Consider the following 13,163-nt stretch of genomic DNA (forward strand, 5'->3'; position numbering starts at 1 on the left):
CCTTTTCTATTCCGGCAGGATCTTCACAAACAGCTCCGCCGGGATATACCCGGTGACTGCGATCCCATCCTCCCGATATTCTTCCGAAAGAAGCTGTCCGCAGGTCCGGATCAGCTGGATCTTTCCTGCCTGGGCATAAGGGTAAAGCTGTTCCACATAGATCTTCTGTGACCGCAGAAACGCTGTCAGCTTCTCCTTTAACAGCTCCAGCCCCAGCCCGGTCTTTGCCGAGATCATCATAGTCTCATCCGCCTTGAAATCGCGGAGGATCGGAGGCTCCTCCAGCCGGTCTGCCTTATTAAACAGCGTATATACCGGTTTTCCGAGAACCTCCAGACTCTGAAGTGTTTCATAAACCGTATGCATCTGAACCTCCATATCCGGGCTGGATGCATCCACTACATGAAGGATCACATCCGCATACCTGGCTTCCTCCAGGGTACTTTTAAAGGCCTCCACCAGATGGTGAGGCAGCTTCCGGATAAATCCGACCGTATCTGTCAGCAGGATCGACTCTCCGTCGGGAAGGGGCAGCTCCCTGGTAGTGGGATCCAGCGTGGCAAACAGCTTATCCTCCGAAAGCACCCCGGCTCCGGTCAGGGTATTCAGAAGCGTGGATTTTCCCGCATTGGTGTAGCCGACAATAGCCGCCACCGCCTTATGGTTCCGCTCTCTCTGTTTCCTTGTGGTCGCCCGGTGGCGCTTCACCTCCGTAAGCTCGGCCTTCAAAACCGAGATCCGCTCATGGATCAGCCTCCGGTCAGTCTCCAGCTTTTTCTCGCCCGGTCCTCTCGTTCCGATCCCGCCGCCAAGACGGGACAGCGATGCACGCATCCCCACCAGCCTTGCGGCACGATACCGAAGCTGTGCCAGCTCCACCTGGATCTTTCCCTCTCTGGTAGACGCCCGCGCCGCAAAAATGTCCAGGATCACCAGCGTCCGGTCCATGATCTTCAGATCCAGCAGATTCTCCAGATTCCGAAGCTGTGCCGGCGACAGCTCATCATCGCAGACAATTCCAGTGGCCTCCAGCTCCTCCGCCATGACGCGAAGCTCCTGAATTTTCCCGGTTCCCAGATAGGTTCCCGGATGAGCCGCTTCCCGGCTCTGGATCAGGGTACCTGCCGTCACCGCACCTGCTGTTTTGCACAGCTCTGAAAGCTCCGCCAGGGACCGCTCCGTATCATCTTTTCCCGTACTGATCCCCACCAGGATCACCCGTTCTTCCAATTCCTTCAGTTCAATCATAGCTTCCTGTCTGATTTATGCTCCGTTTCCAGTCTCCGCCGATCCAGATATTCCGATGACTTACTGCTGCTCCTGGATTCTGGAGTTTATAAATGTAATCTCATGTTCCAGCGTCTCATCGCTGCCATAGGCATCACGATACGCCGTAAATTTCTCGAGGGCCGTCTGATAATCGCCCTCATATTCATAAACTGCCGCCTCCGCATAATCGATCAGCTTTAACAGCGCCTCCCCGGCACCGTCCCTTGCTGCCGAAAGCTCAGCCTTTGCCTCCTCATAGTTTTCCTGCTCCAGATACGTTTCCGCCGTCTGGTAATGAATATAGGAAAGCTCCTCACCGCTCTCACCGGAGCGCTTTGCCGCCTGTTCAAAGTCTGCTTCCGCCGCTTCCTGATCTCCGGCCTGCAGCTCGGCCCGTCCACGGAGCAGATAATAATCCGCCGCGTTCTGGTCGGCCGCAATGACCTCGCCGTATGTCGTGGCAGCTCCTGCCGCGTCTCCGTTTTTTAACTGTGCCTCCGCCTTGTAAAGGTTCAGATCGGTTTTCAGGGTCTGATTATTTTTCTCCGCCGCATTCAGCGCCGAATCGAAATAGGTAACTGCCTCACTGTAATTTTCCTGTGAAAGCCGTAATATTCCCATGGCACGAAACACCTGTGCCTCCTCCGGAGCCAGACGCAGTGCTTCTGTCAGATCCGCATCTGCCGCCTCATAATCGGAAAGGGCGATCTTCGTCATTCCCCGGTTCAGCCGGTACTCAGCACAGTCCGGAGCTACCTCCACAGCCTTGTCAAACGAGGCAAGTGCCTCCTGGTACGCCCCCTTCTGATACTGGGAGAGTCCAGTCTGATTATCCGTCTCCCCCTTGGCACCGCAGGCCGTAAGGGAAAGACACAGCGCCAGTATCATGACGCCCGCTCGTAATTTTTTCATTTTATCGTTTATTTCCCAGATAGAATAATGCCATGGTTCCGGGGCCGGAATGGGCTCCGATCACAGCTCCCACGTAGTTTACATAGAAATTCTTCTTCCCGAACTTCTCCTCGATCAGCTTTTCCAGATACAATACATCGTCCATGCAGTCACCGTGGCTGATGAAGATATCGTCATTCTCATTTTCAAAGCCGCCGATGGTCTTTTCCATATTGGAAACCAGCGCCTGCAGCGATTTCTTTCTTCCCCGGACATTATACAGGGAGATCAGCTTTCCTTCATCGTCCACATGAAGCACCGGCTTCACATTGATCATGGTTCCCAGAATTGCCGTTGCCTTGGAAACACGGCCGCCGCGGTGCAGATGATGAAGATCATCCACCGTAAACTGATGGCAGATATTCAGCTTATGCTCCTCCAGCCATCTGACATTCTCCTCCAGGCTCATGCCCTCCGCCTGACGCTTTAAGGCATAATGGACAAACAATCCCTGCCCCATGGATGCACAGAGGGAATCCACAACAATGATCTTCCGGTCCGGGAACTCATCCCGCACATCATTGGCTCCCAGAACCGCATTCTGGCAGCTTGCACTTAAACCGGAAGAAAAAGCTATATATAAAATATCCTCGCCCTGCTCCAGGTGGCGCCGCATGGCATTGGCAACATCCTCGGGATTCACTGCCATAGTCGTTGGCATGCTTCCGCCCCGCATCTTCGCGTAGAACTCCTTGATGTCCATGGTTTTGTCTTCGCCATAGATGGTCCCGTCCATATTATATAACAGGTTCAGCACATCCAGTCCATGTTCCTTAATATATTCCTCCGAAAGGTCACAGGAGGAATCGGTCATGATCACATACTTTCCCATTTTTCTCTTCTCCTTTCCATTTCTATGATTGTAACGGCTGTTTTACGGGTTTGTCCACCCTTTTTACAGTATTTTTACACACCGGTGCTCCCGAAACCGCCATTCCGCTTTGCAGATACTTCATCGTCCACCGTGATTCCGAACTCCGTAAACAGCCCCTGGGCGATCCCGCTTCCTGCCGGAAGCTCCAGAACCTTTCCCTCGTTGCTGTCGTTGGTCATCTTGATAAAAATATGTCCCTCATTGTCGGACTCGTAGTAATCGCTGTCCACGATCCCGACCGTATTGTTAAGCTGAAGCCGATATTTGAAGCCCAGACCGCTCCGGGGATAAATCTGGAGTACCCAGCCTTCTTCCATCCAGGCACGGATCCCGGTGGGGATCTTCACTGTTTCACCCGGCCGCAGTGTCACTGCTACCGGGGTCACAAAGTCATAGCCTGCTGATCCGCCTGTGGCCCGTTTCGGAAGCGTTACTGCCTCCCAGGCCTCCGGGATCCGGCTTTTCTTGTCCGTTCCGAACGTATCCAAAAAGTCTGCCTCAAACTGCTCCCGGCTCACCTTCTCAAATCTGGCAATTCGTTTCATATTGATTCTCCGTTATTCTTTATTCAGACCCTTCGCATCTTTCCGCTCCGGGGCACTGCATGTATCAGTATATCATAAACACACGGCATGTGAAACTATTTTCCGTCCATACTTTGTGTTTTACGCTTTGCTCCACGAAATTGTTTTTAACAGCTTTTCCATCTTTGCAAACCGAACGGCCGCCTGAGCATAAAAATCACAGTCTCTCTCCCATGGGGTCACATAAAACAGCTGCAGCAAAAAGGTGTTCACATCACCTTTCAGCTTCTCATCGCTCTCCCCGGCGAAATGGCTCCGGATTGCTTTCAGCAGGTCATGCCACCGGAGAATATAGGTCTCATACTTCGGAAGCTCCGGCGTATCCAGCCATTTTTTTATCTTTACCTTAGCTTTCCCGGTCCTGGGGCACTGGCTGGTCTGAAGATAATAGGAAAATCCGTCCGGCTCATAGATCCGCCCAAGAGGAAACAATCGGCAGAGTCCCGGACGGCTTTGGTGGATCCGGCATCGGCCCTCTTCATTTAAAAACACACACGCTTCCTCCGGGCCATTCATACGAAGATTCGGAAGCACGATCCCCTCCTGGGGCGAAAGCTCTGCGGCCGTCTGTAAAAGCTCTCCAAAGGACTGTCCGGTTCCGATCCAAAGCCGGAAACCGTCATAAGGATCCAGAACCACCGAGCTTCCCATACCTCTGCAGCAGGCAGAGCAGCCCGCGCAGCCTCCCGTATCTGCCTTTACCATATCTCCTGATGCATAGGTTTTTTTCAGTTCCTCCACTGGAATTTCCCGTTCCATGCCACATCTCCATTTCCTAACATTCTTAAACAAAGTGCCTTACCGCATTCTTTCTCCCCGCGCACATCCCGGACACCTCTGTTATGATTATATAGAAACAGACCCCGCCGCGGAGCCTTCCGCAAAAGCAGGATCTGTTTCTCATTCTTCTATCGTTCAGGCGCTCGGCCTGTTTTTTCCGAATAAGCAGGACTGTAAGCCGGGTTCTGTCTTAGATGGTCATCTATCTAGTCCCGCCGTCACCGACGGGCTCAAGCGACCTACCCGAAAGCAGACGGGCCGTCTTATGCTTTCTGTTCGGTCTTGCTTCGAGTGGGGTTTACATATGCCCCTCCTGTTGCCAGGAGGGCGGTAGTCTCTTACACTGCCCTTCCAACCTTACCAGACAAGCTGGCGGTACATTTCTGTTGCACTGTCCCTGGAGTCGCCTCCGCCGGACGTTATCCGGCACCCTTGCCCTGCGAAGCCCGGACTTTCCTCACCTGCGGCCTTTCGGCACCTGCAGCCGCGACCATCCGTCCTGCTCTGTGGTATCATACCACAGGACGGTCGGAAAGTAAAGCACGAAGATTCTGCGCCGCTCCCGCAGCTGCTGCTCCGCGAATCATCTTTCCCGGCCCCTTATACCTGGAAGCAGCTTCCTCCGATAAATTCCCGTAAAAGCGAATTTTTCGGAATATCCTCGCTTACAATCGTCAGGAAATAATCAAAGAATTTCAGAAGCCGCTTGGCCTCCACATACTCCGGCGCGCTCTTGGGAATTCCGAACAATAACGGCTCCGCATAAGGCTTCAGCACCGCCAGTTCATAGATCAGTGCCGAATTAAACACTACATCGGCAGACTCCTGATAGGGGAAGATGTTCTCCTCCTCTCCGCGGCGTACCGATGGCCACATGGCAATGGTCTCCTGTGCCGATGTACCTCTGGTCCGGGCGTCGCGCACGATCCGGCGCAGCAGCCGTCCGTCGGTGCTGGGAATCCGGTTATGCTCATCAATGTTTAACTGGGTCAGTGCACTGATATAGATCTTGAATTTATATTCCGGCGACAAGCTGTAAGAAAGCCGGTCATTGAGGCCATGGATTCCCTCGATCACCAGAATGTCGTCCTCGCCCAGCGTCAGGGTATTTCCCTTGTATTCCCGCTTGCCCTTTTTGAAATTGAAGGTGGGCATTTTCACAGTCTTTCCTGCCAGCAGATCGTTCATATCCCTGTTGAACTGCTCCACATCGATGGCTTCCAGACATTCATAGTTGTATTCTCCGGACTCGTCTCTGGGCGTTTTTTCCCGGTCCACGAAGTAATTATCCACGGCGATGGGGTGCGGCTTTAAGCCCAGGGTCCGAAGCTGAATAGACAGCCGGTGGGAAAAGGTTGTCTTTCCCGAAGAGGACGGTCCGGCGATCATCACGAACTTTTTCTTCCGGTCTGCCGCAATCTTTGACGCAATCTCTCCCATTTTCTGCTCCATCAGCGCCTCCTGAACCAGGATCAGCTCATGAACGGAGCCATCCACGATCCGGTCATTGAGATCGCCCACCGTATCCACTCCGAGCTCCTCACCCCAGCGGGAGGCTTCCTTCTGGCACTGATAAACCTTCTCTCCCGGCAGGAAGGGCGGAACCTCCTCCGGGTGGCTCTGGGTCGGAAGCTGCATGACGATCCCGCCGTCATACGGATAAAGTTTAAAATAGTTCAGATAACTCGTATCGGGGACCATGTAGCCGTAATAATAGCCCTCAAATTCCTCGATGTTATAAAGATTGACGCGGGAAACGCGCCGGTATTTCAACAGACGTTCCTTGTCATACATTTTATAGCGGCGGAACCGTTCCATGGCTTCGTCAGTGGACACGCTCCGCTTTTCCAGAGGAAGCTTCTGCTCCACCATATCCCGCATGCACTGCTCCACCTGCGCCGTAAATTCCGGTGTCACAGTAAGCTTTCCGCGAAGCTCGATGTATACGCCCTTGCTGATAGCAAAATCCACAATGACCTTTTCCAGCACGTGGCGTCCTGCCGTCAGATAGACCGCCCGCATGAATAATAAGATCATGCTGCGCTTATATGTTCCGAAGCCCGGCTTGTCTGCCGAGGTAAGAAAGGCCACCTCTGTCCCCTCCTTTACCTCTTTCCGAAGCTCCGTCAGCTTTCCGTCCACCGTGGCAAGAATGATCCGGTGCTTATAATCCCCCTGTACCTGCTCTGCCACCTGCTCCAGTGTCATGGAAGCCTCCACCGGAAGATCCTTCCCCTGATATCTGATCGTTCCCATAAATTACAACACCCCTTTTTCGTTCTTTCGATCTGCGCTGCCACAGACCATGCCTTCTCTGATTTTATAAGTCAATATACCCTGCTGGGATAAGATAACACTGCCCGATGTACCTCCAAACCGAGTCCGGCCTTTGAAAGCGCCTCTGTTACGGCGTCCACAAAGATATGCTCCAGTCCGTAATGTCCGGCATCAATGAGGGAAAGACCGTCCTCCATCAGATCCAGCCCGTCGTGATGGCCCATATCTCCGGTGATCAGCACCTGTGCTCCTTTCTCCCCGGCCACTCCGGCCATGCCCTTTCCCGATCCCGGTGAAATGGCTGCTCTGGTGACCGTCTGTTCCGGGTCTCTGCTGTATACCGTCACCGCCGGAATCTGAAACTGCTCCTTTATGAGCAGTGCCAGCTCCCGCACCGTCATGGGCTTCTGTAAATTTCCAACCGTTCCGACTCCAACCGGTATGCCATCCTGCTCCCCGGTCTCCTCCAGGACCTCCCAGCCACCTGCGTATGCACCAAACTGCTCCGCCGCCAGATCCGCCATTCCACCCCTTGCAATATCAAAGCTGGTATGACCGGCATAATAGGAAATGTCTGCCCGGAGAAGCTTTAATAACCGTCTGCCGACTGCATCCTGATCAGTCACACGTTTCATGGGCCCGAAGATCAGCGGGTGATGAGTCAAAAGCAGATCTGCACCCAGTGAAACCGCAGCGTCTACGGCTTCATCGGTAGCGTCCAGTGCCACATAGACGGTTCTCACCGGCTTATCCTGTCGTCCGGCCAGCAGTCCCACGTTATCCCAGCTGCAGGCCAGCCGCTCCGGCCACCGTTCGTTAAACCAGTTCATGATCGTTTTACAATCCGTCATTGCCTGTTCCTCCCTCCTGTCCCGCTGTCTCCCTTTGAAACCGGGCGATTCCCTGCTCCAGCAGCCGGATCCGTTCCTCTATGCTGCCAAGCCGCTCTCCGGCCCGTTCGCTGGCCGCCGAAAGCAGTGTCCGTTTTATGGTTTTCTGGGTAAACAGCTCCTTTTCCAGCCATGCGCCCACCACCGGATCGCCGGAGGCCAGAAGATGTCTTCCAAACTCTTCTTCTATGTAGGTCCAGGGCTCTTCGCTCCCCGGTCTCGCCTCCAGGATCACATAATATTTTCCGTCCTCCAGGATCATCTGTTCCCGGCTGATGCGATACCCATGCTCCAGAAGATAATGGCGCACCTGTCCGATCTCCGACTGAGGAGACAACAGCAGCTGCCTCATTCCACGGACAGTCTCTTTTCCGTTCTCCAGAAGCCGGATCATTAAAAGGCCTCCCATACCGGCGATCACCGCAGTATCGGCCTCTCCCGGCTTAAGCGCCTCAAACCCGTCGCTTTTTCGGAGGGTGATCCGTCTCTCCAGCCCGGCCTCCTGCACATGCGTTCTTGCCCGGCTCAAAGGGCCATCCTTCACATCCATGGCAATGGAGGACGGACAGATCCCCTGCTCTGTCAGATAAATCGGCAGATAGCCGTGATCGGTTCCGATGTCGGCAAAGCGTGCACCATGGTCCACCATCGCCGCAATGGCAGACAGACGTTTTGATAACTCAGTCATTGACGGTTCCTCTTTCTGTATCTCTCAGTTCTTCTTTCTGTATTTCTTTGAATCCTGCTTTCTTCACTTTCATTTCGTCTGCACTGCACGGACATTTATGGAATCAGGAAATCCTTCAGCTTCCGGCTGCGGCTGGGATGACGCAGCTTCCGGAGTGCCTTCGCCTCGATCTGGCGGATCCGCTCTCTGGTCACATGAAAGGTCTGTCCTACCTCTTCCAGCGTCCGTCCCTGGCCGTCCAGCAGTCCAAACCGCATGCATAAGACCTGTCGTTCCCGGTCTGTCAGCGTATGGAGCACCTCTCCAAGCTGCTCCTGCAGCATACGGAACGCCGCTGCCTCCGACGGGATCTGGCTTCGCTCATCCTGGATAAAATCTGCCAGATGGCTGTCCTCCTCTTCTCCTACCGGCGTTTCCAAAGACACCGGCTCCATGGAAAAGCGCAGCATCTCCTCCACCCGTTCCGGCGAAAGCTTTAATTCCTTCGCCAGCTCCTCCGTGGTCGGATCACGCCCGTATTTCTGGGCCAGCTTTCTTGATGTCCGAATGATCCGGTTGATATTTTCCACCATATGGACCGGAATCCGGATGGTCCGCCCCTGATCGGCAATGGCCCTCGTAATGGCCTGGCGAATCCACCAGGTCGCATAGGTACTGAATTTATAGCCTTTGCGGTAATCAAACTTTTCTACAGCCTTCATGAGCCCCAGGTTTCCCTCCTGGATCAGATCCAGAAGCTGCATGCCGCGGCCGGCGTAACGTTTGGCGATGCTTACCACCAGACGGAGATTGGCCTCCGCCAGACGCCTTGCCGCCTCCTCATCGCCTGCCTCGATCCGCTTTGCCAGTTCTAATTCCTCCCCGGCGGTGATAAGCGGGATCTTTCCGATCTCCTTTAAATACATCCGCACCGGATCGCCCGGCTGATTTATGATCTGCTCCGGCAGACTTTGAGACGCTGCCTCCGTACCGGGAAGAAACAGGATCTCCTCTTCGGAAAGGTCGCTTTTTACCTCCACACCGCCTGCCTCCAGCATCTGGAATGCCTGATCGATGCATTCCGGGTCCAGACTGTCCTCCCCCAGTATCTCCATGATCTCCTGATAATCCAGGGTATTCTTCTTCTGTACCGCCGCTTTCATCAGCCGTGTCAGCTTGTCCTCCCTCCGGAGCTTCGCTGCTTCCATAGATCTCCCGTCCTTCCGATGCCAGTATTCTGGCTATATTCTAACCCTAATTGAGAGAAATATGCAGTCCGCCCAGCTCTGCCTGCTTTTTCATCAGCTCCTGCAGGCATCCGATATCCACCGTTGACCGGATCTGTTCCTCCAGACTGTGGCGCTTTACCCGCATGACTGTTTCCGAAAATGCTCTCTCCTTCTCCTCCTTTGTAAGATCGGTCACAGAGGTGTTGAACAGTGCCGCCACCTCCTTATATTCTTCCTGATCGTTGATAAACCGGTTTAAGATCCCAGCCGGCTCCAGATTTCCGGCCTCCAGGCCCTCAAAGACCATGGACGCCGCCCGCCTGTAAAGCTCTTCGCTGAAATCATCAGGGCCGATCAGTCCCTTCACGGCTTTGTAGACCCGCGGATCATCGATGAGCCAGGTTAACAGAAGCCGCTCCGACTGGCGGATTCCATCCAGCTTTTCTTTCTTTTCCTGGTTTCTCACCCGCACCGGCCGCTCAGCTGTCAATCCTACCCGGTTTCCCATGGTATTCACAAGGCTCTTTAAATCCCGGGGATCGATATGATACTGTCTTGCCGCTGCTTCCAGGTAATTTTCCCGCTCCAGCCGCTCCGGAAACTGCAAAAGCTTTTTTGCCAGCTCCTTATGGAAGGCCGTTTTCTGCTCCGGATCCGCCATATCATACTGATCATGAAGCACATCGGTTTCAAACAGAAAGCTGTTTCGTGCATCCCGGATCCGTTTTTCAAACTCTTCTGCCCCCAGGTTCTTCATGAACTCATCAGGATCCTTGTAGGGCTTCAAATTCAGTACCTTCGCTGACAAGCCCGCTTCTTTTAAGATCGGGATCGCCCGAAGTGCAGCCTTGACTCCGGCTCCGTCACTGTCATAGGTTAAGATCACCTGCTCTGTGTAGCGCCGCAGAAGACTGGCCTGTCCGGAGGTAAAGGCCGTTCCCAGAGAGGCCACCGCATTGGTGAACCCGGCCTGATGCATGGCGATCACATCCATATAGCCCTCACAGATCAGCATATAGGAACGCCTTGCCGTCCTGGCATAATTAAGCCCGTAAAGATTCCGGCTTTTATCAAAGGCCTTCGTTTCCGGAGAATTCAGATATTTCGGTTCTCCGTCTCCCATAACACGGCCGCCGAAGCCGATGATCCGCCCGTTCACATCCATGATCGGAAACATGACCCGGTTCCAGAACCGGTCGTGGGTCTCCTTTTCCTCAATTTTAACCAGTCCGGTCTCCTTTAACAGTTCATCGCTGTACCCCTTTTTTTTATGAAGATACTGGTACAGGTCATCCCGGTATAGATTGGAATAACCGAGTCCGAAATGACGGATCGTTTCATCAGAAAGTCCCCGGCCCGTCAGATACTCATAGGCCCGCTTTCCGTTTGACTGCTTCATCTGATAATAAAAATATTTTCCCGCTTCCCGGTTGACCTCCAGGATCCGGCTGCGAAGATCTGCCTGCTTTCTGGCCTCGGCACTTTCCTGCTGCTTCGGCAGTTCGATCCCGGCACGGTCCGCCAGTGCCTGCAGCGCCTCCGGAAAGGTATAATGCTCATATTCCATCAAAAAGGTAATGACATTCCCCCCCGCTCCGCAGCCGAAGCAGTAGTACATCTGCTTTCCCGGCGTCACCGAAAACGACGGGGTTTTCTCATTATGAAACGGGCAGAGACCAAAATAGGTACTGCCCCGCTTCTGTAATTTCACATAGGAGGAGATCACCTCCACGATATCATTCCGTGTCCGTACTTCCTCCACCAGTTCTTCCGGATAATACATGCTTCCACTCCCGTCAGTTTTTCCATGCTTTCGGAACAAACAGCTCCGTAAATTTATCAATGGCATAGCCGTCGCTCATGCCCGCTATGTAATCACAGACCACCCGCTCCCTGGAATCGCCCGTCTCCATGAGCATCCGGTATTCCTCCGGCAGCTCATCCACATGATCCATATAGTGGTAATAGAGGTTGATGAGAAGCTGCTGTGCTTTTGGATCCTCTTTTTTCGATGCGCTGTTGGTATATACCTGCTTAAACATGAAGGCTCGGAGGTTCTTCATGGCTTCTTCCACCGTCGGCGCCATCAGGATCTCCGGCTTCCCCTGGCTGTTTTCAATGATACTGTGAACCAGCGTATTCAGCCGTTCCCGCACGGTATGTCCAAGCACCTGTGTATATTCTTCCGGAATCATCTCCTCCGTCAGAATTCCGGCACGGATCGCATCATCAATATCGTGATTGATATAGGCGATTTTATCGGACAGCCGCACCACCTTGCCCTCCAGCGTATGAGGAGTTCCGGAGGTACGATGATTTCTGATCCCGTCCCTTACCTCCCAGGTGAGATTTAATCCTTTTCCGTTTTTCTCCAGCCGTTCCACCACGCGGACACTCTGCTTATAATGGGCAAACCCTTCGGAGCACACCGAATTCAGCGCATCCTCTCCCGCATGGCCAAAGGGTGTATGCCCCAAATCATGTCCCAGAGCAATGGCCTCCGTCAGCTCCTCGTTGAGCCGCAGAGATTTGGAAATTGTCCGGGCAATCTGGGCAACCTCCAGGGTATGGGTCAGTCTTGTCCGGTAATGATCCCCCACCGGAGACAAAAACACCTGGGTTTTATGCTTCAGGCGGCGAAATGCCTTACAATGCAGAATCCGATCCCGATCCCGCTGATAAGCCGGACGGATATCACATAAGGGCTCCTCCCGGTCCCGTCCTCTGGTGTTTTTGCTCAGCGACGCATAAGGACTTAAGGTTGCCTCCTCCAGCGCCTCAAGCTGTTCTCGTATGTTCATGGGACACCGCCTTTCTGATTTTCCTCGCAGGAAGCTCCTTCCTGCACTCCGTTATAGTATACCATGAAGCGGGCTGATAGGAAAGCAGATCCCTTCGCCTTTTTTTGTTCTTTCCCGCAGCTTTTCGAAAGATTCCGATTTTTCTTGTCCAAATCTCCGGTTTATTGTACACTAATAACGATTCAAACATATTCCTACCATATACAGAAAGGACAGTCTCATCATGAATAAGCATCCGTCATCTGATCTGAAAAACAGCTCCTCCTTCGTTGGAAGCAAAGAACGTTATCAGGAAACATCCTCCTCTGCCTGGTCGTTTCTGGCAGCAGCCGGTCTGATCCTGCTGCTTCTTCTGCTGGTTTCCTTCCGGATTCTTCCTCTTCCGATCTCCTTTTCGGAACAGCCCGTCATGTTCCTCGGGCTCTGCCTGATCACCTTGATTTTCTTTGTGATCGGGATTGTCTCTCTGAAAAATGCAGCAGCCTATAAACAGGGGATCCAGAGTGAACAGGAGCTGGAAAAAGGTGTGCTGGACTGGTTCTACGCTGCCCATACAGGGGAACGCATCGACCAGGCCATCGAACAGGAGGAAGGGAAGCTTCCTCAAAGCGAAATTCTCTCCTTAAAGCGTCTGGAATTCATCCATACCGCTTTGTTAGCTCAGTTTCCCGATCTGCCGGAAAACCATGCAGATGCTCTGGGCGAAACCATCTATCAGAAACTGTTCGAGTAAACCGTCAAACCGCCCTTCTCCTGAATCCTGTGCCAGAAAGATGAAGAAAAAGCTTCTGCCTGCAGGCTTCTCCGCCTGCGTTTGGCTGTAGAAAACAGACTATCCCCT

12 protein-coding genes and 1 other RNA gene are annotated in these 13,163 nt (G+C 53.3%); 1 reads left to right on the top strand and 12 read right to left on the bottom strand.

The window, feature by feature from the left end:
• Positions 1–6 precede the first annotated feature (6 nt).
• The 12 genes from hflX to ACTQ3K_RS01590 all read right to left on the bottom strand — a co-directional run bounded on the left by hflX (position 7) and on the right by ACTQ3K_RS01590 (position 12,322).
• The gene (gene hflX, locus ACTQ3K_RS01535) at positions 7–1,248 is read right to left on the bottom strand and encodes a GTPase HflX (protein ID WP_441565048.1); all 1,242 of its coding nucleotides are present in this window, start codon (positions 1,246–1,248) and stop codon (positions 7–9) included.
• 60 nt (positions 1,249–1,308) lie between these two features.
• Complete coding sequence (locus ACTQ3K_RS01540; RefSeq protein ID WP_441565050.1) at positions 1,309–2,181, bottom strand: tetratricopeptide repeat protein; 873 nt, start codon at positions 2,179–2,181, stop codon at positions 1,309–1,311.
• 1 nt (position 2,182) lies between these two features.
• Positions 2,183–3,052 carry a DegV family protein gene (locus ACTQ3K_RS01545; protein ID WP_441565052.1) on the bottom strand — a complete coding sequence of 290 codons (870 nt, stop codon included), beginning with the start codon at positions 3,050–3,052 and terminating at the stop codon, positions 2,183–2,185.
• Positions 3,053–3,126: 74 nt separating this feature from the next.
• Complete coding sequence (locus ACTQ3K_RS01550) at positions 3,127–3,639, bottom strand: deoxyuridine 5'-triphosphate nucleotidohydrolase (protein WP_441565054.1); 513 nt, start codon at positions 3,637–3,639, stop codon at positions 3,127–3,129.
• A gap of 120 nt (positions 3,640–3,759) precedes the next feature.
• The gene (locus ACTQ3K_RS01555) at positions 3,760–4,437 is read right to left on the bottom strand and encodes a YkgJ family cysteine cluster protein (protein ID WP_441565056.1); all 678 of its coding nucleotides are present in this window, start codon (positions 4,435–4,437) and stop codon (positions 3,760–3,762) included.
• A gap of 179 nt (positions 4,438–4,616) precedes the next feature.
• An RNA gene (rnpB, locus tag ACTQ3K_RS01560) (RNase P RNA component class A) lies at positions 4,617–4,964 on the bottom strand.
• 94 nt (positions 4,965–5,058) lie between these two features.
• Positions 5,059–6,714 carry a nucleoside kinase gene (locus ACTQ3K_RS01565; protein WP_441565058.1) on the bottom strand — a complete coding sequence of 552 codons (1,656 nt, stop codon included), beginning with the start codon at positions 6,712–6,714 and terminating at the stop codon, positions 5,059–5,061.
• A gap of 71 nt (positions 6,715–6,785) precedes the next feature.
• Positions 6,786–7,586, bottom strand: a complete 801-nt coding sequence (locus ACTQ3K_RS01570) for a Nif3-like dinuclear metal center hexameric protein (RefSeq protein WP_441565060.1) — start codon at positions 7,584–7,586, stop codon at positions 6,786–6,788.
• On the bottom strand, positions 7,573–8,313 hold the full coding sequence (locus ACTQ3K_RS01575) for a tRNA (adenine(22)-N(1))-methyltransferase (protein ID WP_441565062.1): 741 nt from the start codon (positions 8,311–8,313) through the stop codon (positions 7,573–7,575). The genes ACTQ3K_RS01570 and ACTQ3K_RS01575 overlap by 14 nt, the downstream gene beginning before the upstream one ends.
• 95 nt (positions 8,314–8,408) lie before the next feature.
• Positions 8,409–9,500, bottom strand: a complete 1,092-nt coding sequence (gene rpoD / locus ACTQ3K_RS01580) for an RNA polymerase sigma factor RpoD (protein ID WP_441565064.1) — start codon at positions 9,498–9,500, stop codon at positions 8,409–8,411.
• Between the two features lie 46 nt (positions 9,501–9,546).
• Positions 9,547–11,304, bottom strand: a complete 1,758-nt coding sequence (dnaG, locus tag ACTQ3K_RS01585) for a DNA primase (RefSeq protein ID WP_441565066.1) — start codon at positions 11,302–11,304, stop codon at positions 9,547–9,549.
• A 13-nt stretch (positions 11,305–11,317) separates the two neighbouring features.
• Complete coding sequence (locus ACTQ3K_RS01590) at positions 11,318–12,322, bottom strand: deoxyguanosinetriphosphate triphosphohydrolase (protein ID WP_441565068.1); 1,005 nt, start codon at positions 12,320–12,322, stop codon at positions 11,318–11,320.
• A 223-nt stretch (positions 12,323–12,545) separates the two neighbouring features.
• On the opposite strand from ACTQ3K_RS01590, the gene ACTQ3K_RS01595 reads away from it, so the two are divergent.
• Positions 12,546–13,055 (top strand): hypothetical protein, encoded by a 510-nt coding sequence (locus ACTQ3K_RS01595; protein WP_441565070.1) that lies wholly within the window; start codon positions 12,546–12,548, stop codon positions 13,053–13,055.
• Positions 13,056–13,163: the final 108 nt, after the last annotated feature.

Source organism: Candidatus Paralachnospira sp. LCP21S3_A2, assembly GCF_052118925.1.
GTDB lineage: Bacteria > Bacillota > Clostridia > Lachnospirales > Lachnospiraceae > Lientehia.

Excerpts from the sequence above, each read along its gene's own strand:
- hflX (WP_441565048.1), bottom strand. The coding sequence starts at position 1,248 with ATGATTGAACTGAAGGAATTGGAAGAACGGGTGATCCTGGTGGGGATC.
- ACTQ3K_RS01540 (WP_441565050.1), bottom strand. The coding sequence starts at position 2,181 with ATGAAAAAATTACGAGCGGGCGTCATGATACTGGCGCTGTGTCTTTCC.
- ACTQ3K_RS01545 (WP_441565052.1), bottom strand. The coding sequence starts at position 3,052 with ATGGGAAAGTATGTGATCATGACCGATTCCTCCTGTGACCTTTCGGAG.
- ACTQ3K_RS01550 (WP_441565054.1), bottom strand. The coding sequence starts at position 3,639 with ATGAAACGAATTGCCAGATTTGAGAAGGTGAGCCGGGAGCAGTTTGAG.
- ACTQ3K_RS01555 (WP_441565056.1), bottom strand. The coding sequence starts at position 4,437 with ATGGAACGGGAAATTCCAGTGGAGGAACTGAAAAAAACCTATGCATCA.
- ACTQ3K_RS01565 (WP_441565058.1), bottom strand. The coding sequence starts at position 6,714 with ATGGGAACGATCAGATATCAGGGGAAGGATCTTCCGGTGGAGGCTTCC.
- ACTQ3K_RS01570 (WP_441565060.1), bottom strand. The coding sequence starts at position 7,586 with ATGACGGATTGTAAAACGATCATGAACTGGTTTAACGAACGGTGGCCG.
- ACTQ3K_RS01575 (WP_441565062.1), bottom strand. The coding sequence starts at position 8,313 with ATGACTGAGTTATCAAAACGTCTGTCTGCCATTGCGGCGATGGTGGAC.
- rpoD (WP_441565064.1), bottom strand. The coding sequence starts at position 9,500 with ATGGAAGCAGCGAAGCTCCGGAGGGAGGACAAGCTGACACGGCTGATG.
- dnaG (WP_441565066.1), bottom strand. The coding sequence starts at position 11,304 with ATGTATTATCCGGAAGAACTGGTGGAGGAAGTACGGACACGGAATGAT.
- ACTQ3K_RS01590 (WP_441565068.1), bottom strand. The coding sequence starts at position 12,322 with ATGAACATACGAGAACAGCTTGAGGCGCTGGAGGAGGCAACCTTAAGT.
- ACTQ3K_RS01595 (WP_441565070.1), top strand. The coding sequence starts at position 12,546 with ATGAATAAGCATCCGTCATCTGATCTGAAAAACAGCTCCTCCTTCGTT.